This window comes from Brucella tritici, assembly GCF_008932295.1.
In the GTDB taxonomy this organism is placed as follows: Bacteria; Pseudomonadota; Alphaproteobacteria; order Rhizobiales; family Rhizobiaceae; genus Brucella; species Brucella tritici.
Genome location: NZ_WBWA01000005.1, coordinates 153,614 through 173,140, shown reverse-complemented (window position 1 = coordinate 173,140; position 19,527 = coordinate 153,614). Strand labels below are relative to the sequence as shown.

The following is a 19,527-nucleotide window of genomic DNA, read 5'->3' as shown; positions in this document are numbered from 1 at the left end:
GCGTTACACCGGCACATAGCGGGAGCCGTTCCATATTTGCAGCGTGTCACGGCTTGCGGACTCGCTGGAACGTCGGGCTTGAGACATGGCGTCGTCAGGGTCGTGCGCGCCGATCATGATCCAGCCAAAAGGCGACCGGCACCGGAAGCTGATAAGTCCCGGCGCGGCGAGTGGGAGATGACAGGTTGAAACGCTATTCATTGATCGACTCCGCTACAGGAATGCCGGTGCACGCTTCGAGGTTCGCGTCAGTGGGCTGGATTGCGGCCAAAAGGCAGGCGATGGAGTCCGTGGGTTCGGCGAGTGCATACGCTTCCGCCTCGCCTGTTACGGGAACGCATGAAGTCCATTGGCCTTCACCGGACGACTGCGCGACGTCGACACATGCTTCGAGGTCGTCAATGTCGCGAAATTCTTCGATGACAGTTGCCGTTGTGAAGCCCTTGTCGAACGCGACCACGACATATTGCGCAGGCATGTCGGGGCGCGGAATAGGCGCCGTATCATGCGGGAGCGAAACAGGCAGGAAGGCGAGTGCGGCGAGAATGGTTTTCATTGCATTGACTCCAAGACGCGAGCGGTTGAAAGGCGTGCGCGCATGGCGTCAGACCGCTTGACCGACTCTTCGAGCTCGCGCAGGAAGGCGGCACGTTGTGCGGCCTTGGCAGTCTCAAAATGTGGGTGGCGGAAAGGCGCATAATCAGCCTGCCGCCGGACGGATTCCGGGCGTGAAAGCATGACAATTTCTCCATGAGCGCATGATTGCGTGGGCGCAGACGCCTAGCGGCTAGATCATTTTGCGGTGCCATCGGCTCTATGGCCTATCTGTTTTCCGCTCATATCATCGCGCCTATGCATTCCGTGACATACCCGTGCAAAAGAGGATTGCACCATATCGGAGGTCGAACCTTTCCGGCGAATGACGGGCGGCACATAGACTGCTAGGCGTCTGCATTCGGCGTGAAGCCGTGAAAAGGCGCGCGAAAGCGCCCTTGCAGGGGTTCACGGAAAAGCCGGGCCCTATTCGGACCCGGCCCTGTCGATTTTTCAGATTAAGCGGCCTTCGCTTCCGCCGTTGCTTCCGGCTTCGCCTTGATAAGGCGTGGGGCAGGCTTCGCAGGCTTTTCCGCCTTTGGCTGCGTCAGGGCACGCTTGTGCATGGCAAGGAAGTTATTCAAGGCGCGAGCGAAAGCCTTGTCGTCACGGCTTGCCGATTCATCCTCGATAACCTTTTTCGCGGCAGACTCCACACGTTCCATAAGCGACTTAGCCGCCTTGCCCGCGCCGGCGTTGGCTTCCTTGGCATAGTTCGCCGGAGCAATTTCCAGCGCCTTTTCAAGGTTCGATTCCTTGCCCTTCGCATAGACGAACGTCTGCGATTCCTTTTCAAACTTCGCCTTTGCAAAAGCGCCTACCCATGCACGCAATCCGGCACGGTAGTTAACCGGCGTGACGGCATAAAGCGCGTTCACATACTTTGCATCGTTGTGTTCTTCCAAATGAGCGATAGCCGAATAGGCAAGCTGGTGCTCTTTTTCCGTGAACGTGGCAATGGCTTCGCCACGGCCTTCGATAGCTTTACCTAGCGCGTTACCTTTGAGAACCTTGAAATTTGCCATGATGAATTTCCTTTTCCATTTGTCGCATAATTGCGGGGATCGAAGCCGAATAGCTTCACAAAAGGCAGGCTTTCCCTGCCCTTTATGCTGCAATTCAGTAGCCAAGCCATGCCAGAACGGCATTGCCTGCAATGCATCCGCCGTTGATAACGGCGATTGTTTCGCCCGATACACAATCGAATAGCTCGCAATCGTCAAAGTCGATTGCCTTGTGTCCGTGCCGTGCCAATTCGGCTATTGCTGCATTGATTGAGACGTTACTTTCCATAGCAGTTTCAAAATCCATTGCCTTGCCTTTCCGTTGAAAAAGCCCGGCCTTATCTGCCAAGCCGTCGCAACGGAAAAAGCCGGAAAGCTTTTTCAGCAATTCCGGCCTTTTCACATTGAAAATTCTTTGAATGGTTTATCTCGAAACATCCGGCGCTTGCCGGGGACTAGCCTTATAGAGCGGCGCTTTTTCAGAGCTTCATATCGGACTATCCCAACCGAACCGCATATTGCCTATTGTGCTTTGCTTTATCGCCCGTCCTGTTTCCAGCGGCGCATATTTGCAAATGTCCTATTGTTAAGTCAGGCCGGAACATAGGCCCCGATTGACTGGCAAAGCTTGCAAGGCTTCACACGTATCAATCACCGATTCGCGACCGCGCTTTTCGTGAGTCCTTTATCTCTGGTCAATCCCGCTATGCCGCACCGACGAATCAGTCTCGCATTACGTCCACCTAACAGGGCAAAGGCAAAAAGCCGTCGACTTGTTTTCAAAGATCCCGCTGGACCGTTGCCGGTTCGGCGTATCGTCGCCCCGTTGCCGTTGCTTCGATACACATAGAATAATTCATATCGTATTAAACGCAAGCGCTATTTTTAATAAATTATACGTTTTGTATCTAACTTATTGAAAACAAACAAAACAATTTTATACGAAACGAATTAAATTTCCGCCAAATCTCCCCAAAAACAGGCCGGGCCATGGTGGCAGGAAGGCCGCGCCATAGGCTGTCAACCGCACATGCGGCCGATAGGTGGCGGGCGCTGGCTATGGTGCAAAGCGGATAGGCTTTTCACTTTTCCCCTTGCGTGGACTCAAATCGGCGAGTCAAACAAATGCCCATAAGCCATTATTGCCAGCGGCGATAAGGTACGGCCCAGACGCCGGACGCCGCGCATGGTGCACATAACCACATTCCACATACGCTAACAGGACTAGCAGAGCGAAGCGAAGGCGAAGCCGGAAGGCGTCTGCCCTACCCACGCCATGCCAGCGCCTGCCCATGCCTGCCCGCTCATGGCGCGCTATGCCCGCACCCACGTGCACGGCACCCACGCGCCTACCCATGCGCCCACGTGCCCGCATCATGCGCGCCCATGAGCCGCCGCCAAATGTCATTACATATCAATGGGTTAGACCCCGTGGCCGGTTAGGTTCTTCTGGCAGGGGGGCGGGGCACCGCGGGTCGGGCGCAGCGCAGTATTCGAGCGGTTTTGAAGATTTTGTTTCTACCGTTCCGATTCCGTGACGGTCGGCCTCTTGGTTCTGGTGATCTTGGCACTCAGTTTCGAGAAAAAAATTCTACGGGGTGACTAGCTCCGATAGAAATAATTTTGCGCACAACCACGGAAATACCGGGGCATCGTTAGAACAAAGCTATCGTTTGGAGGCTGAAATGCAGATCAAGCTCGGCACTTCAAACATCAATTCGCTGAAGAGCTTCACTCGATTGTCGGAGCGCCTGGCTAAAGGCACCCTCAAAGATGAGCTTCATCGCGGCGTTGTTGACGCTGGCCGTCGCACCAAAGTGAAGGTGCAGAGAGCAGTCACCAAACAGATGAACCTGAAGGCCGGCAACTATCAGGGTTACGTCGTGGCCGGTACGAGAGGCGTCTCTCGCAAAGCAATTCTCGCCTTCGACATCTTCGGTGTGAAGGGCGGTACGGACATTGAGAAGTATCGGGGACTTCGATCGGTGAAATCATCCAGCCGATTGAATGTTGGCCGCAAGGGACTGGATCGGGGAACCGTCCGGTCTGGAGTGTGGAACAATCCGCGCATCTTCAAACGCTCGTTTGTTGCGGACGGAAATTTCTACGCGATGCTGCCACCGAGCGCCGGGACGTCAAGTCGCGCACCGAAAGCGCTTTGGACCTTTGGCCGGAAGCCTAATCAGCCACGAGGCGCAGGCGGCAAGTTCGCCTCCTCGGGGGTGAAGTACGGCAAGATCCGCCGGCTGTTCGGCCCCGCACTGATGAAGGAAATCCCAGAGGACGAGTCCTTGAACACGTTCTTGGTGGTCGGCCCGCAGCAGCTTGAGCTGCACGTAGGCAAGCGCATCGAAAAACTCATGAGGTTCTAATGCTGATCGCGGTCGCCGCATTGATGTTGCTCGTCGTGTCTGGCGAGCAACGCATATCTCCCGATGTACCGACGGCCCCTGCCCCATGGATGGAACAGGGAAACCGCCGAGCACGGCGTCGAGATAAGAAACTTGCAAGGGTGAGATGATGGCGACGGCAGCAAAAAAGAAACCTGCGGCAAAGAAAGCGGCAGCGCCGAAGAAGGTTGCGGTGGCACCAACTCCGAAGTCGTACATCGCGGATCAGGTGGTGAACCAGCAGGAGATGTCCCGGATTCTTCGGGTGAGCGACCGGTTCCTTCGCATCATGACGACGGACGGTGTGCTGTCGAAGACGGGTGTTGGCTACGCCATAGGCGATACCGTCCGGGCATATGCCGATCATCTCAAGGAGGGCGCGGTCAAGAAGACCGGGAGCGAAAGCCTGGACAAGGTCCGGGAAGAAAAGGCGCTCGACCTCCGCATGAACCGCATGAGGAAAGACCGCGAGCTGATCACGCTCGATGAAGCCTTGTCCGTAGCGGACGAGCTGGCTGGTCTATTCCTTTCCTACCTCAACGGCCTGCCAGCCGAGATCACGGGAGCGCCGCGAGAGCGGCAGAGATTGAATGACATCATCGACAAGGGAAGGCTCCGATTGGCAGATCGTCTTGCCAAAAAAATCGCGGATCTACGGTCGGGTGAGGAAACTTCTGACGCCGAGGCCGAGGACTGACCCTGTCCAATGGGCGAAAGACAACCGCGAATATCCCGACACGGCGGGTCATCCGGGCCCACGCAATCCGCACAAGACTCCGTACATGATCCCTTTCGCGATGGCTGTTCACGGCCGGACGCACAAGCGCGTGGTCATGGTGGTGTCTGCTCAGTCTGGCAAGTCGGAGACGTTTCTCGATCTGATCGGGGAGCGCCTCGACACTCATCCGGTTCCGACCTTGTATGTCGGCCCGTCGAAGGACTTCATCATCAACCAGTGGGAACCGCGCATTGACGAACTCATGCGCAGCACCTGCCTCAAGGATGTCGTCGCCGCCAAGTCCAAGCAGAAGAAAACCAAGAAGCTGATCAACGGTGTACCGCTGAGACTGGCGCATGGCGGTTCATCCACAGCGATGAAATCGGACCCGTTCGGTCTCGCGCTCACGGACGAAGTGGACGAGCTGGCGGGTAACCTCAACGGTCAAGGCGACCCGGTCGGCCTGATCGATGCACGTGGTGATACCTATCCGGCCTTCGTTCACGCCATCACGTCAACGCCAAGCGAGGGGGTGGCCGAAGTGGAAACCGACCCTGAAAGCGGCCTTGAGTTCTGGTCTGAGGTTGACCCGGATGAGATCAAGTCCACGGTCTGGCGCTTGTGGCTGACGGGGACTCGATACCATTGGGCATGGCCCTGCCCTCACTGTGGCGAGTATTTCATTCCCCGGTTTGCCTGCCTTGCGTGGGACAAGCCGATGTCTGAGGCTGGTCGAGAACTGCCGTCGACTCCTGCATTGGCGCAGCGGACGGCGCATCTTATGTGCCCGAAGAATGGCTGCCTCATCTTTGATAACGACCCGGCACCGGACAATGCGGACATCACCACGAAAGAGTGGATGAATGATCGCGGCGTCTACGTCGCACCCGGTCAGTCTGTTGACTTAGAAGGCAACGTTATCGGAATGCCGCCGGATGCATGGACCCTCAGCTATTGGGTGTCCGGCCTCTGCTCTCCATTCAAATCGTGGGGAGAGCGTGCTGCAGCGTATGTCGAAGCTGTGCGCTCCGGTAATCCTCGGGCAGTTCAGTCGGTCAAGAACCAAGGCTTCGGCGAGCTTTATTCGCCGGGTGGTGGCGCAGCTCCCGAGTGGAGCGAGGTCATGGAATGCACCGACGATTACGTCATGGGTGAAGTTCCTGCAGCCGTCAAGGTTCTGACGCTAACCTGTGACGTGCAGCTGGACCGCCTTATCTACGTCATCCGTGGGTGGGGCGCTGGCGGCACGTCATGGCTGGTCGAAGCCCGAGAGCTGTACGGCATGACCGAAGGCGAGGAGGTCTGGGACACGTTCGCCAATGTGCTAACGGATACCTATGACGGTCTGCCTATCAGGCTCGCTCTGGTCGACTCCGGCTATCGGCCCGGCAAGAAGTTCCTTGTTCCCGAGCACCGGGTTTACGCCTTCGCTCGTCGATTCCCGCATCTTGTGCGGGCGACGAAGGGCTCGTCTAACCCGATGCGCAAGCCGCTCTTGGCTAACAAGATCGACATCCAGATCGGCGGCAAGGAAATCAAAAAGGGGTTGGATCTGCTCCGGCTGGACACCGACTATTTCAAGTCGTGGGTGCAGCAGAAGATCCGTTGGGCCGATGATGCGCCAGGGGCGTGGTATCTGCCCGAGGACATCAGCGAGGACTATGCCCGCCAGATCGTTTCCGAGAGCCGCATGCGCGCTCCCGGCGGCAAGGTGAAGTGGGTGCAACGGTCGAAGGAAAACCACTTCCTCGACTGTGAATCCATGCAGGGCGCCTGCGCAATGATCCTGAACCTGTCCAAACTGCGAGACGACGTGAACCCTTCGAGGCGTGTCGTTCGTGAAGTTCAACCTACCGAGCCGCCAGAAACACCGACCCGTCCAGCCCCTAACCGGCCTGCGCGGCCATCGAGCGTTTGGGGTAGCAGAGGGAGCATCTGGTGATGGCCGAAGAACCTGAAAACGACGCACTGTCGTTTACGCCGGAAGAGAAGCTCGCTTTTCTCCGGGATCTAAAGGAAGCGTATTACCTCGGCGCCACCCGTGTGAAGTTCCGGGAACGTGACGTTTCCTACCGCAGTCGTGCGGACATGAAGGCCATCATCGATGAGCTCGAAGCCGAAGCAACCCCGCAGCGGCGCAGGAAGCACACAATCCTGACAACGTTCAGCAGGGGGTACTAATGGCGAACCTTCTGGATAAGGCCATCGGGTATTTTAGCCCGAGGGCTGGAGCGGCGCGCGCTGCTCACAGACGACGTATGGAGATCCTGGATGGTGCTCGTTCATACGAGGGGGCGTCAACCGGACGCCTTGCTAAAGGCATCAACGTTGTATCGGGCACGGCGGATGCTGAAATCCGAAAAGCAGGTCAGACTCTCCGGGATCGATCGCGAGAGCTTGTCCGCAATAATCCGCTCGCGACAACGATCGTAGGAAAGCACGCCGACTACTTCGTTGGCTTCGGCATTACCCCTCGCGTCAAAGACGAGAAGGTGATGTCGCTGTTCAATAAGTGGAAGAAGGTTTGCTTCTCCGGCACGGGCCTTGACTTCGACGGCGGTGTTTATCTGCTTGCCCGGATGATGGTTCAGGACGGTGAGGTCTATGTTCGCCGTCGTGTCCGCAGTCGTGGCGACGGGTTCCCCGTCCCTCTTCAGCTCCAGATCTTGGAATCTGAATATTGCGACTGGACCAAGCAGGGCGTCCCGCCCGGCAACCCCGGCAACCGGATTATTCAGGGCGTCGAGTTCGATGCTGTCGGCAACCGCCGCGGCTACTGGATGTTCAACGATCACCCGAAATCGGGCCTGTCATATTTGACCGGCGGGCTCGACAGTGTGGTGAGCAAGTTCATCCCAGAAAACGAGATCGCTCACCTGTACGAGCCGCAGAACAATCAGGTGCACGGTGTGCCTTGGCTGCACTCGGTGATGAATGAGATCCGCGACCTGAAGGATTACGAGCTTGCAGAGAACATCCGCAAGAAGGTCGAGTCTTGCATGGTCGGCATGGTGATCCCCGGCGACGAGGATGTCGACGAAAGCGATCCGAATATCGGCCTCGACGAGACAGCGGATAAGGCGGACCCTGTCGGCGTCACGGACATCTATGGCTTCCCATTTGAAAGAATGGAGCCGGGAATGTTCGGTGTGCTGCGTGGCGGTAAGGACATCAAGTTCAATAGCCCGGCCATCTCGGCAGGCGTTGAAGCTTATATCCGCACACGTCAGCGCAGCATCGCAGCTGGCGTTCGCATGCCGTACGAAATCATGACCGGCGATTTCAGTCAGGCCAACTTTGCCTCTGGCAAGCTTGGCCTACTGGCATACCAGAATTTCGTGGAGATCGTTCAGTGGCACTTCATCATTCCGATGGTGCTTCAGAAGATCTGGGGCTGGTTTATCCAGGCTGCAATTCTGGACGGGTCCATCCCGAAAACGTGGAATGAAGAGGTCGAGTGGGTTCCGCCAGAAGTGGCGAGCATCACCCGCCTCGATGATGCGCGGGCAGACCTCATTGAAATGCGCATTGGCAAGCGTTCACCGCAAGAGGTTATCGCCTCCACCGGTCGCGATCCGATGACTGTCCTTAATGAATTCGATCAATGGAACCAAGCCGTGGACAAGACGGCGAGCAAGGTCGTCTTCGATAGTGATCCGCGCAAGGTCACATCGCAAGGCCAGTCTCAATGGGTCCAGGAAGGCGATTCCAATACCGGAGGCAGCAATGCCAAAAGCCCTTAGAGATGCTCTTGAGAAAGAGATTCGCATCCCCAAGCCCTTCGCGGCGTGTGAGGTGCGCTCGGATTCCTTCAACGAGGAAGACCGCACGGTCGAGGTTTGCTGGACAACCGGCGCCAAGGTCAAGCGGTATTCCTGGGATGAAGGCTACTACATGGAAGAGCTGGCCGTGGACAAGAAGGCGATCCGTATGGACCGCTTCAACGCCATGTCCCTGCTCGATACCCACGAACAGTGGTCCATGGACTCACGTCTCGGCACGGTCATTCCGAGCAGCGTGAGGATCGAGAATGGTCGCGGCTACGCCCTGATCAAGTTCTCACGCAATGCAAAGGCCGAGGCGATCCTCCAGGATCTGCGGGACGGACATCCGCTCTCGGTCTCGGTGGGCTACAAGATCCACCGCTACGAAAAGACCGAAGGTTCGGACGGGCAGTTGCCTATCCTTCGGGCCATCGATTGGGAACCGATGGAGCTGTCCATCGTCCCCGTACCGGCGGATGCCGAGGCCATCTCTCGATCCGAGCCGACTGGCAAGGACGTCGAAAAAGTTCTGGTTCGCCAGGAAAATCATGACGCGGCCGAGGCCGCACCTCTCACGGAGAAAACACCCATGAATAAGCGCGATGCAGCTAAGTCCTTTAACGGCGATAAGCTCGACGCTCTGGCCCTCGGCGCTGGTCTTTCCCGCAACGAAGGCGAAACCGACGACGCACTGCGCGCTCGCCTCATCGCCGCATACGACGAGGAAGACAAGCAGCGCAATGATGCTGAAGAAGCACAAAAGCGCGCCGTTGACGCCGAGCTCAAGGCTCGCGGCATTACGGAGATGAAGCCGAACGGCGGCGCTCCTTTGGCTTCCGCCAAGGTGGACGGTGTTAGCCCGGCTGAAGTTGCCGAGCAGTCCCGCGCAGCCGTCGCTGCCGAGCGCAAGCGCGTCAAGGACATCAATGACCTTGCCCGCACGGCAGGCTTCGAAGTCAATGACGAGATGGTTCGCACGGCTGTTGACGTCGGCACGGATGTGGAAGCTTTCCGCAACGCGCTGTTCGACAAGATGGTCGAGCGCCAGAACCAGGCTCCAACCTTCCCTGTCGTGGAGACCCGCGGAATGCAGGATGCTCAGGAAACCATGCGCCGCATGGTGGCAAACGCGATCTTGCATCGCAACAACGTCGTCACGAAACTCGAAGACGGCGCTCGTGAATGGCGTGCCATGTCGACCATGGACATCGCCAAGGAACTGCTGCGTGCTCGCGGTGAGTCCACCCGTGGTTCGATGCACGACGTCGCTCAGCGCGCTCTGCACAGCACGTCGGACTTCCCGATCATTCTGCAGGACATCACGACGCAGACGCTTCTCAATGCGTACGGCCTGTATGAAAACACCTTCCAGCTCTTCGCAACCCGGACGGTCCTCTCCGACTTCCGTGAAACGAAGGTGCTCGACATCGGCTCCGCTCCTGACCTGCTGCCGAAGAACGAGCACGGCGAGTTCAAGTCCGGCACGGTGAAAGAATCCGAAGAAGGCATGAAGCTCCAGTCGTACGGTCGCAAGATCGGGTTCACCCGTGAAATGCTGATCAACGACCAGCTGAACGCATTCATGCAGCTCGTCGCCAATTGGGGCATGAAGGCAGCCAAGCTCGAAGGCGATATTGTATGGGGCGCGATCCTCGATAACGTCCTGAAGCTGAAGGACGGCAAGGCATTGTTCCACACGGACCATAAGAACCTTGCCTCTACCGGCAGCGCGATCGATCAGGCTTCCCTTGAAGCGGCTCGCCTGGAATTCCGCAAGCAGAAGAACATCGACGGCGAATCCATCAATGTTACGCCGAAGTACCTCTTCGTCGGCGCTGACAACGAAACCGTTGCTCAGAAGCTGATCACCGGTATTACCGTTCCGACCACCACGGCGGAAGTTGTCCCGCAGGCAATCCGCTCGATCCAGCCGGTCTATGAGCATCGCATTGATGCTCTGAACACCAAGGCGTGGTTCCTGTTTGCTGATGCGGCATCGACCATGGGGCGCGGTATCCACTACCTGCACCTGCTCGGTTCGGAAACCCCGCGTACGAACGAACGTCTCGGCTTCGATGTCGAGGGGGTCGAGTACACGCTGGCTCACGACTTCGGTGTTGGCCTGACCGACTACCGCTTCGCGTACAAGAACGCTGGCACCGCCAAGTAATTGGCTCGGTCACCTCACCAAATGGCGCTGGCTAACCCTCAGCGCCTTTTTCTTTTTGTGCGAAACAAGGGAGCATCCCCATGCGCAATTTCATTCAGCCCGGCAAGGTTATCACCATTGTCGCGGCAGCCGCCGTCTCCTCCGGTTCGCTTGTCGTCGCCGGCAAGATCTTCGGCATCGCAGCCACCTCGGCAGCAATCGGTGAAGAGTTCGAACTCGCCCTCGGCGGTGTGTACGAACTGCCGAAAACCTCGGCTCAGGCTTGGACCGTCGGCGCAGAGATTTACGCTGACACTGACGGCATCGCCACGACGGTCTCCACCGGCAACACGAAGATCGGCGTTGCTATCGAAGATGCTGCCAATCCTTCCGGTGTTGGCCGCGTTCGTCTGAACGACAACTTCTAATCCGGCGCGCGGTGGCTTGGTAACAGGCCGCCGCTCTCCGCATGGAGAGACCAATGAAGCAGTACCACGTCAAACTGGACACCATCATCCAGGGTCGCCCGGTCTTCGAGAAGGACATCGTCTCCCTCTCCGACGAAGACGCCAAGGGCTACAAGTCCGCTGGACTGATCGCAGAAGTCAAGGATGAAGCCGCAGAGGTTAAGGCCGAAGAGAAGGCTGAATCAAAGGCTCCAGCCAAGAAGGCTGATAAATAAGGACTCCCCGCCATGGCAATGTTCGACCGTATGGATAAAGTTATCAGCAAGGCGGTCGATCGAGTCAACGCGATCAGCTTTGTGTTCACGCCCATGGAGTCTACTCCGAACGGGAGGTATTCTCAGGACACAACGCGGGAGGTTATCTGTGGCTCCGGTATATTCGATTATATCTCAGTCGAATACGGCGTGCAGCTCGGCGTGCGTCGATCCTACCGTGAGGCGAACGACCTGCGTTCGCTCCAGTCTGGTAGAGACCCGCAGCTGTCGGTTGACCGACGTTATTTCCCGGTCGGAACTCAAGAACCGAGACAAGGCGACCAGATAACATTCCCTAGCCGGCCAGAGTTGCCGGACTTCCAAGTCATCTCTTCGCAGCGCGATGGCTTGTCTCGCGTCGTCCTGATGCTTGTGCAGCGCGGAGGGCAGGCATGAGCGTTTATCGCAGTATCACACGCATGGCGGCTGTATGCGCGCTCAACAACTATCTGGAAGAGCCGTGGCCTACACTGGCCGGCCCATACATTTTCGACTCCAAGATCGAGCCGGTTGAAGACATGAAGATGGACAGGGTTTTCCCCTGCGTGGTCGTCTACACCGACTACGATAAAGATCCATGGCCTAAAGCCGGGCGCGTCCACGAGGACCGTTTCATGTCGCTCACCTTCGAAATGCTGGTGGTGCAGACGGTGGAGACGGACGGGGTAGCAGAGCCGTACAGTCTCGAATGCCCGTCCACGGATAGTGAGATCGAAACAACGCTGGACGCACTTGAGTTTCAGGTGTTCCGCGCGCTGACCGAGGGCACCGTCGCCAGCGATGCTTTCAACTATCTCTGCCCGTCATATCACAATGTGGTGAGCCGCCGAGGTGCTTCGGTTGAAGGTGGTCTGCGTCTTGCTGCACGACAAGTCACGGTGGAAATGAAGGCGATCCGCGAGAATGCCACAGGCGTTATCCCCGGAGATGTCCAGCGCTTTCTCGACAGGCTTCAGATCTTCCCCGATTACAGCGAGCGTGTCGGCGATATTGAGGCCCTGCTTACGGCCAATGCAGCAGACTCGCCGAATGACCGGGCAATGAAGACGCTCGGATATACCCACGACCTTGCAGAAAAACTCGGCTCTCCGACAGGTGCACAGCCTCTCCTGACGACGCCTATCGTATGGTATCATCAAGGGATTTCGACATGACCTCTTTCACTTTCTTCGACAAGCTGATCGAGCGTCTCGAGTCCATGGAGAACGTCGTCCGGCGCATGTCTGTCCGACAGAACAATATGTTCCGTGAAGGCGTCGTGAAGGAAGTCGACTACGAGAACGGCACGGCCATCGTGACAGCTCACGGTATCGACTCCCCGCCAACGTCATGGTCGGAGCAGGCAGGCGACATCAATGAGTGGACGCCGCTATCAGTCGGGCAGCGCGTCATGCTGGTTTCGCCAGACGGTGAACTGAGTAAGTCCTTCATCATCAAGGGCGGGTTCACAGATGATACGCCGCAGCCGCACAGCAAGGGCGCAGAGAAGCGCGTCGTGATCGGCGGGGCAACCATCACCCATACGGCTGACGGCCTATTCATTGAGGTCGGCGGCACAACCTTTAAATTCACTGGCGAGGGGTTCATCCAGACCGGTGGGAAGCAGGAGCATGACGGCAAGAATGTCGGCAGCTCACACATCCATGGCGGGGTCGTTCCAGGCGGCGCCAATACCGACGTTCCGTCCAATTAAGGAGCAGATCAATGAGCAGCAAGAAAACCTACGTCGTGAATGCCGAAGGGTTCATCGCCGGTGCACATCGCGCCAAGGGCGCACGCATCCAGTTGACCGACCGGGAAGCCAAATACCTTGTCCTCTCGGGCTTGGTTGGCGAGGCCAGCGTCAAGGCTGAATCTCCGAAGGCTGAGCCATCCCCGGTCGTTCTGGATAAGAAGACGCGCTAATGGCTCGGGTCGGCATTGACGCTAAAACCGGTCGATGCCTCTTCGGATGGGACCACTGCCTGCAGAGCATAGTCACCATTCTGACAACGGAACTCGGCGAACGAGTTCAGCTGCGCGGGTTTGGCTCGGATCTCCCGAGTATCATCGACAGGCCGCAGAACGTCGACACTATCGTCGACCTGTATGTCGCAACGGCACAGGCGCTTGAAGCCCGTGTCGAGGAAGGCAGGCAGCTCGGGGAACCGGGTTTCGTTCTTCTGCGCGCCAATCTCGATGTTGAAACCCCCGGCATTGTTAGGCTCGAGGTGAGCGGCGTGTTCTTCGAGAACGGCCATCTCGGTGACTATTCCAACCCTGTAGAACGTGCTGCCTATCTCTCCCTTACGGAATCCGAAGGGAAGCTTCTGGTCGGCACGGTCTGACGACTTCCCCTTCGAGAGGATTAGAACGTGGCTATCGACCTGACACTTGTCCCGCTGCCGGACGTTATCGAAACTCTCGATTACGAAACCATCCTGAATGAGATGGTCGCCGACTTCAAAGAGCGGTGGGCCAAGGTGCGGGAAACAAAACCAGAGCTCCCGGCGTACAACGTCGAGATGCTCGAGACGGACCCGGTCAAGATCGTCATCGAAGCATTTGCATACCGAGAACTCCTCTGGCGCGCACGTGCCAATCAGGTGGCTCGTGCTGTGATGCTGGCGACGACGACCGGGACGGATCTTGATAACTTCGCCGCCGACTTCGGCGTGACCCGTCGCATCATCCGCTACGATGATGACGGCAACCCCGTCTACGAAAGTGATGAGGAGTTCCGGCAGCGCCGCAACCTCGCACCGGACGGATATGCTGCAGCCGGGCCAGAAGATGCATACCGATTCTTCGCATGGTCAGCCGACGGCAGCATCAAGCAGGTCGAGGCTATTAAGGGCGAAAACAATCGGTGCGACATCATCCTCCTCGGGCGTGAAGGCGACGGCACTGTCAGCCAGGACGTGATAACGAAAGTCTACGACGCACTGTCTGCGAAGACCCGGCGACCGCTGACCGACAATGTCTACGTGCGCTCGGCCACGATTGTGAGCCAGATTATCCGGGTGAAGGTCACGGCGCAGACGGGGCCAGACGTATCGACAACCGTCGCCAAGGCCAAGGCTTCGATTCAGACTTACGCCAGCTCGCGATCTGCAATCGGCACTGTGCTGCGCGCAGACGGGATTATCGCCGCCGCTCATAACGGCAATGCGCTGGAGAGCGTGGTGGTCATCGAGCCAGCGACTAATGTCGATCCGGGCAAATACGGAACGGTCTATGTACCAGAGGTAATCGTCGAGGTGGCGTGATGGATAGCGGTGAGTCTTTGCTCCCACTGAACGCGACCGATTTTGAGAAGGCGCTTGAAGGACTTGCTGCCTTCTCCGTCAATCGGGTGGATGTCGATCTCGTCAAGAGAATGCGCGACCCGTATCTCACTTCGGCCTCGCACCTTCCATTCCTTGCATGGGGACGCGGCGTTGATCTCTGGAGAGACAACTGGCCGGAGTGGAAGAAACGCCGGATAACGGCTGAGATCTACGGTATGAAGGGCCTGAAGGGCACTCTGCCGGGGATCAATAAGTATCTGTCCTATATGGACGCCAGCATTTACGACGCGGTCATCCCGCCTGTCGGCATGTACCTGACGGACTATTCGCCTGATGCTCTCGACAAGTGGCGGGAACAGTTCGCCGAGCTTCGGCTCTATCCCTACAGCATACCGGGTGAGCGCCCGGCCTTCGCTGTCGGTGATGGACTGCGCACAGTGCCGGGTTACGTCGGCGGGTTCTTCGTTATGGAAAACGAGGCTGCCCGATACTACGGGCGTCGGGCCACTATCGTCGAGGACGGGGTGGAAACCGAGATACGGTCCTTCGACCAGCTTGGCACATGGGGCAGCGATGCGGCGGTCGACGTCACGACATTCGCCATACCGGCAGAGTACAACCCGATCGATACCGTCGTGGACAATTGCTACGTGGGTCTTTCCTACGTCGCCGACAAGAACCGTGGCCGACTGATCACCATCGGTCAGGACGGCACCTTCGGCTCGGGGCAGATCCCCAACGGCATCGAGAGCGTGACTCCGCTGAGTATCGCGCCAGAACGCATCTACGAACGTCACGACGCGCGATACTTGGAATCCTTTCTCGCGTCAGGATGCAAGAATGGCGTCAACTACATGCATGTCTATTCGGATGCGTCCGCCCTTCACATCTATGACCGCTGGCGGCTTCTGGATGAGACCAAGGCGCGGATCGGACAGGCGGCTGGCCTGTTCTCGCCGTTCATCAACTACAGCTACATCGGCCTCACTTCATACACCGCGCTGCTCAGGGTCAAGGCTACCTATCGCAGAGAGGGAATGTGGAGTTACGTCGGTCATGCTGTCGTCGGCAAGTGCCATATCGGTCTCGCGACCGAGCGCGTCAAGGACGTCGGGGAAGCGATCTATAAGTCGCGTTCCCTGCGTGACCAGATCTGGTTCACCACGGCGACCTACCGCCCCATGCGCATCGCCGATCTAAGTTTCACAGCCGACCAGAAATGGGACGGCATGGTTCCCATTGAGAGGACTTCACTATGAAGATTGCCCGCTTTACCGCCAACCAGAACGCGACCCTCAGCGATTTTGAGAACCTCGCTGAGTTCCCTCGCGATGCCATGGATACCTTGATCTCGGCAGCAGTCAGCGGCGCACTCGATGCTTGCTACTCAGGCGCAACGGTCGCCAAGACGGCAACGACGCAGGTCACGGTTGAAACGCCTGTCATCCTTTTCAAAGACGGGAAGCTCTTCACGGGCGGCGACAACGCGACGGTTCTCAATCTCCTGGCGCACATGCCAACCTCCGGCAACCGCCGCATTGTTGCGATCCTGCTTCAGGCGCAGACGGCGAATGACGGGACCGAGCCTCGCGATTTCGTGGTCAATGGTTCGGTATATCCGCCTCAAGTAGACCCGCAGCCGACAGCGACCGTTGAATGGCGCAAGGTCAACGTGGCAATCCAGCTCGGCGATCAGGCGCCCTCCCCGTCGAAGCCGGTGGTCGACAGTGCCAACACGGTCATCGCCTGGGTGACTCTCTCCTCGACGGAAATTGTACTGGTCGAGCAGAGCACGGACAATCGCATCACTACGATGCGCTCGCTGGATTCCCGCGTGCAGGTGCTCGAAGGCTGGATGGATGAAACGCAGCCGGTCGTCGAGGGTCTCAAGACCGACGTGTCCAAGTTGGTCGCATCGAACGCTGACAAGCTGTCACGCCAGATGCAGATATACCTCCTCGAGCAGCTCGCTCGCGTGGCGGAAATGACCGGGATGCCGGAAGGCAAGTCCTACTCGAAGTCGGATTACTTCCTCGACGAAACGGATAGCGATCTCGAGCATCTGCAGTCGGTGACGAAGGTGGAAGAAGGTATCCGCTTTGCTGACGACAACTCGGCGCAGATCACCCTCGGCCTTCTCACGCCGTCCGACACCAGCATTCAGGTCTCGACGGGTGGCATGGTTCTGCCGCGCTATACCGAGAACAACCTGATCACGATCACGTCGAAGTCGACGGAGCATGCCCTTGCAAACGGCGGTTCTCAGACCATCGAGTACACGCTGAAGACGATCTCGAAGACTCGCATTCGCTATGGCGACCCCTTCCTCGTCTGCACCAACGCGGCTTGGTGGGGCACTGGCCGGTACGACCAGACGAAGGGCATCTTCTATAAGAATGACGGCACGACCTATAACGTCGAGTTCGCTCAGGACAGCGGCGGCCCGGCGCATTACATCATGCGTCTGCGTCAGATCTTCTACGACACCTACGAAGAGCCGTATTGGGCGGCAACAATCGTGCAGGCGTCCTACACCGGACAGGTGGCAGGCAACACCTTCATGATGCCTCGCTCTGGTTGGGTGACGGGTGTGAACCTTTACTTCAGTCGCGTTGACGCTGGCGGCGGTGACGTGCGCATGGCTCTCTGCGAGCTATTTGAAAACGGCGCACCGAATTACGCAAGCTGCCTCGCCGTTACCACAGTCGCGGCGGCTGACCTGAAGATCCACCCAATTGCAACCAAGTTCGCAATCGAACCGATCTTCCTTGAAGGTGGCAAGCGTTACGGCTGGTTCGTCATCACCTCCGGCAACCACTGGCTGGCGGTGGCTGAAAACAACAAGTATGCGCAGGGTTCGTTCTTCGTATCGACGGACGGTCTCTGGTCGCAGGGTAGCATTTCTCTGGACGCTTGCTTCGAGATCCTCGTCGCTGAGTTCAGTGCTCCTCGTGTGACTGTCAACCTGACGGCGTGGAATCTCTCGGGCGGCATCTGCGGTATCGACCTTCTCACCAAGCAAGTCGTGCCGGATGGTTGCGAGATCTCATACGAAATTCAGGTCGGCTCGGTCTGGCATACGATTGAAGCGGTTGCGAGTGGAGCCTCGCCGCTGTTCAATCTTCCTGCCAACATCAACGCTCGCATGGTCCTCCTCGGCACCACCGAGCTGATGCCGGGTATTAACCTCGGGCAGTCGAATGTCACGGTATCTCGTCCTCGGACGAATGGCGTGCACATCACGAAGGAACGAGTCGCGCCAGGCCCGGTTACGGAGATCATCGAGATCCTCGTGCTCGAGCATTACGACGAGGTCAACCATGACCTGGCCTGCTCGATCCTAACCGGGTCCGGTTATGGCACCGAAACTGCCGCCACGGCTGTCACTGACGAAGTGCAGGCAGATGGCTCGATCCGTCGCGTCTTCACCTGGACGCTCGGTACGGCAGTAACGTCGTGGAAGCGTAAGACGACTTACAGCACCACGTCACCGCTGGCGATCTTCCTCGTGTCTGCGGCTACGAGTGTGTCCTATCCGTAATCGTTAACTGACCGAACCTCACCAAGCCCGGCCTTAGTGCCGGGCTTTTCAATTAGGAGAAAGCCACATGGCAAAAGAGCAGATCGATCCGTCTACGCTCTACAAGGTCAGCCTTGCGAAAAGCGTGAAGATTGGCCGTTTGATCATCAACCCCTCGAACAGTACGCGCATCCGCGGTGACGCACTTGCCGTTCTGATCGAGCAGGACAAAGACGCGGTCAAGCACTACGAGGCGGTGTAAAAATGTCGGACCTGTCTAGATTTCTCTCAACCCAAAACAGGGAGGGGTGGAGCGCCAAACTATGGGATGGCCTGATTGAAGCTATCGGATCTAGACTGGCCCCTCTCGAAGAGCAGCTTAACATTCAAAAAGAGGTAGCCGATGCAATTATCGCACGGGGCCTCTCAGTTATTGAATACGAGATCGCACCTCTCGTCGGGCAAGCCGAGCAAATTCTGGCAGAAAGCATCGAGCAGCTTGACATTAAAATGGAGATACTCGACCGGAAGGTTTCGGCCGGGGTGTTCTTCAGCGCCTCAAGCACATCGGCTAATCTGACTCTAGGGGCGACGATCAACATCTACGTCAAGGTTGAGGACAGGCAGTTCTTTGCCGTGTCCCCTTACGTGACCCTCTCCAGAGCTGCAACAGCAGTAAATTGGGCGACAGCCAAAGTTGAAAATTACAACAAAACAACCGGGCTTCTGACTCTGAAGCTAGAGCAGGTAACCGGTGCGGGTGGCCCATTTAATGATTGGGTTATTACAAGCATGCCTGCGGTAGCATATCTTCAGCAGGCAATATATGACGCGACTGTTGCTCTCCGCAATCAGGTTGCCGCTGACCGAACGGTTGTGGATAGTGATAAGAAGGCCGCGCAGACCGCAAGGGGCGAAGCCCAATCCGCGGCCAGTGCAGCGGTTACCGCCCGCAATGGATCGCAGCAAGCGCTGGCTGATGTGCGCAATATAATCGCCCCGCCAGTAGCGACGCCCACGGCCCCTCGACTCGGCCAGATATGGTGGGATGGATCCATTCTCCGGGTTTATGATGGCACCAGTTTTGTGCCGACAGTTACGACCTCGATTGGAGGACGTCGTTTCGAACAAGGAACGTTCGGGGCCTCCCCAAGCGGTGTAATCACTGTGTCAGGCGGGTTCAGCTTTGCGATGGTGTTTCTCAACGGTGCCCTTCTTCAAGAAGGCCCTGATTACACGGCAAGCAGCCCTACGATCACGATCACCAACCCGCAGCCGGGTGACCGGTATTATGTGGATGCCTACTTGGAGGCGGACGCAACGGATTACTACACCAAAGAACAGGTCATATTGCTGTTGGCGGCACAAAAAGACGGCGGCACTTATTAAGGGGAGAAC

24 protein-coding genes are annotated in these 19,527 nt (G+C 57.6%); 18 read left to right on the top strand and 6 right to left on the bottom strand.

Annotation, left to right across the window (positions count from 1 at the left end):
• Positions 1-3: 3 nt before the first annotated feature.
• The 6 genes from F9K91_RS07765 to F9K91_RS07740 all read right to left on the bottom strand — a co-directional run bounded on the left by F9K91_RS07765 (position 4) and on the right by F9K91_RS07740 (position 3,006).
• Entirely contained in the window at positions 4-201 is a 198-nt protein-coding gene (locus tag F9K91_RS07765; RefSeq protein WP_109369018.1) for a hypothetical protein, read from the bottom strand.
• Positions 194-556, bottom strand: coding sequence for a hypothetical protein (locus tag F9K91_RS07760; RefSeq protein ID WP_151677568.1), 363 nt, complete (start codon positions 554-556; stop codon positions 194-196). Before F9K91_RS07760 ends, F9K91_RS07765 begins: the two co-directional genes overlap by 8 nt.
• Positions 553-738, bottom strand: a complete 186-nt coding sequence (locus F9K91_RS07755; RefSeq protein WP_151677567.1) for a hypothetical protein — start codon at positions 736-738, stop codon at positions 553-555. The genes F9K91_RS07760 and F9K91_RS07755 overlap by 4 nt, the downstream gene beginning before the upstream one ends.
• A gap of 314 nt (positions 739-1,052) precedes the next feature.
• Positions 1,053-1,619: a hypothetical protein gene (locus F9K91_RS07750; protein WP_151677566.1), complete on the bottom strand. Its 567-nt coding sequence runs from the start codon at positions 1,617-1,619 to the stop codon at positions 1,053-1,055.
• 94 nt (positions 1,620-1,713) lie between these two features.
• Positions 1,714-1,905, bottom strand: a complete 192-nt coding sequence (locus tag F9K91_RS07745) for a hypothetical protein (RefSeq protein ID WP_151677565.1) — start codon at positions 1,903-1,905, stop codon at positions 1,714-1,716.
• A gap of 810 nt (positions 1,906-2,715) precedes the next feature.
• Positions 2,716-3,006: a hypothetical protein gene (locus F9K91_RS07740; protein WP_151677564.1), complete on the bottom strand. Its 291-nt coding sequence runs from the start codon at positions 3,004-3,006 to the stop codon at positions 2,716-2,718.
• 277 nt (positions 3,007-3,283) lie between these two features.
• On the opposite strand from F9K91_RS07740, the gene F9K91_RS07735 reads away from it, so the two are divergent.
• The 18 genes from F9K91_RS07735 (at position 3,284) to F9K91_RS07655 (ending at position 19,518) form a co-directional block, all read left to right on the top strand.
• Complete coding sequence (locus F9K91_RS07735; protein WP_151677563.1) at positions 3,284-3,970, top strand: hypothetical protein; 687 nt, start codon at positions 3,284-3,286, stop codon at positions 3,968-3,970.
• Between the two features lie 145 nt (positions 3,971-4,115).
• Positions 4,116-4,685 (top strand): hypothetical protein, encoded by a 570-nt coding sequence (locus F9K91_RS07730; RefSeq protein WP_151589687.1) that lies wholly within the window; start codon positions 4,116-4,118, stop codon positions 4,683-4,685.
• Positions 4,579-6,648 carry a terminase gpA endonuclease subunit gene (locus F9K91_RS07725; RefSeq protein WP_151677562.1) on the top strand — a complete coding sequence of 690 codons (2,070 nt, stop codon included), beginning with the start codon at positions 4,579-4,581 and terminating at the stop codon, positions 6,646-6,648. The genes F9K91_RS07730 and F9K91_RS07725 overlap by 107 nt, the downstream gene beginning before the upstream one ends.
• On the top strand, positions 6,648-6,887 hold the full coding sequence (locus F9K91_RS07720; protein WP_109369010.1) for a phage head-tail joining protein: 240 nt from the start codon (positions 6,648-6,650) through the stop codon (positions 6,885-6,887). The genes F9K91_RS07725 and F9K91_RS07720 overlap by 1 nt, the downstream gene beginning before the upstream one ends.
• Complete coding sequence (locus F9K91_RS07715) at positions 6,887-8,449, top strand: phage portal protein (RefSeq protein WP_151677561.1); 1,563 nt, start codon at positions 6,887-6,889, stop codon at positions 8,447-8,449. Before F9K91_RS07720 ends, F9K91_RS07715 begins: the two co-directional genes overlap by 1 nt.
• On the top strand, positions 8,433-10,640 hold the full coding sequence (locus tag F9K91_RS07710) for a prohead protease/major capsid protein fusion protein (RefSeq protein WP_151677560.1): 2,208 nt from the start codon (positions 8,433-8,435) through the stop codon (positions 10,638-10,640). Before F9K91_RS07715 ends, F9K91_RS07710 begins: the two co-directional genes overlap by 17 nt.
• 80 nt (positions 10,641-10,720) lie before the next feature.
• The gene (locus F9K91_RS07705; protein WP_109369007.1) at positions 10,721-11,047 is read left to right on the top strand and encodes a DUF2190 family protein; all 327 of its coding nucleotides are present in this window, start codon (positions 10,721-10,723) and stop codon (positions 11,045-11,047) included.
• A 53-nt stretch (positions 11,048-11,100) separates the two neighbouring features.
• Positions 11,101-11,301 (top strand): hypothetical protein, encoded by a 201-nt coding sequence (locus tag F9K91_RS07700; protein ID WP_151677559.1) that lies wholly within the window; start codon positions 11,101-11,103, stop codon positions 11,299-11,301.
• 12 nt (positions 11,302-11,313) lie between these two features.
• Positions 11,314-11,736: a hypothetical protein gene (locus tag F9K91_RS07695; protein WP_151677558.1), complete on the top strand. Its 423-nt coding sequence runs from the start codon at positions 11,314-11,316 to the stop codon at positions 11,734-11,736.
• Positions 11,733-12,494, top strand: coding sequence for a hypothetical protein (locus F9K91_RS07690; protein WP_151677557.1), 762 nt, complete (start codon positions 11,733-11,735; stop codon positions 12,492-12,494). Before F9K91_RS07695 ends, F9K91_RS07690 begins: the two co-directional genes overlap by 4 nt.
• The gene (locus F9K91_RS07685) at positions 12,491-13,033 is read left to right on the top strand and encodes a phage baseplate assembly protein V (RefSeq protein WP_167522193.1); all 543 of its coding nucleotides are present in this window, start codon (positions 12,491-12,493) and stop codon (positions 13,031-13,033) included. Before F9K91_RS07690 ends, F9K91_RS07685 begins: the two co-directional genes overlap by 4 nt.
• An 11-nt stretch (positions 13,034-13,044) precedes the next feature.
• Positions 13,045-13,245 (top strand): hypothetical protein, encoded by a 201-nt coding sequence (locus tag F9K91_RS07680; RefSeq protein WP_151677555.1) that lies wholly within the window; start codon positions 13,045-13,047, stop codon positions 13,243-13,245.
• Positions 13,245-13,667, top strand: a complete 423-nt coding sequence (locus tag F9K91_RS07675; RefSeq protein WP_151589679.1) for a GPW/gp25 family protein — start codon at positions 13,245-13,247, stop codon at positions 13,665-13,667. The genes F9K91_RS07680 and F9K91_RS07675 overlap by 1 nt, the downstream gene beginning before the upstream one ends.
• Before the next feature lie 27 nt (positions 13,668-13,694).
• A complete protein-coding gene (locus tag F9K91_RS07670) occupies positions 13,695-14,588 on the top strand; it encodes a baseplate assembly protein (RefSeq protein ID WP_151677554.1) in 894 nt (297 codons plus the stop codon).
• Positions 14,588-15,868: a phage tail protein I gene (locus F9K91_RS07665; RefSeq protein WP_151677553.1), complete on the top strand. Its 1,281-nt coding sequence runs from the start codon at positions 14,588-14,590 to the stop codon at positions 15,866-15,868. Before F9K91_RS07670 ends, F9K91_RS07665 begins: the two co-directional genes overlap by 1 nt.
• The gene (locus F9K91_RS07660; protein WP_151677552.1) at positions 15,865-18,150 is read left to right on the top strand and encodes a hypothetical protein; all 2,286 of its coding nucleotides are present in this window, start codon (positions 15,865-15,867) and stop codon (positions 18,148-18,150) included. Before F9K91_RS07665 ends, F9K91_RS07660 begins: the two co-directional genes overlap by 4 nt.
• Before the next feature lie 67 nt (positions 18,151-18,217).
• The gene (locus tag F9K91_RS25945; RefSeq protein WP_167522192.1) at positions 18,218-18,391 is read left to right on the top strand and encodes a hypothetical protein; all 174 of its coding nucleotides are present in this window, start codon (positions 18,218-18,220) and stop codon (positions 18,389-18,391) included.
• A 2-nt stretch (positions 18,392-18,393) separates the two neighbouring features.
• Positions 18,394-19,518: a hypothetical protein gene (locus F9K91_RS07655; RefSeq protein ID WP_151677551.1), complete on the top strand. Its 1,125-nt coding sequence runs from the start codon at positions 18,394-18,396 to the stop codon at positions 19,516-19,518.
• Positions 19,519-19,527 lie beyond the last annotated feature (9 nt).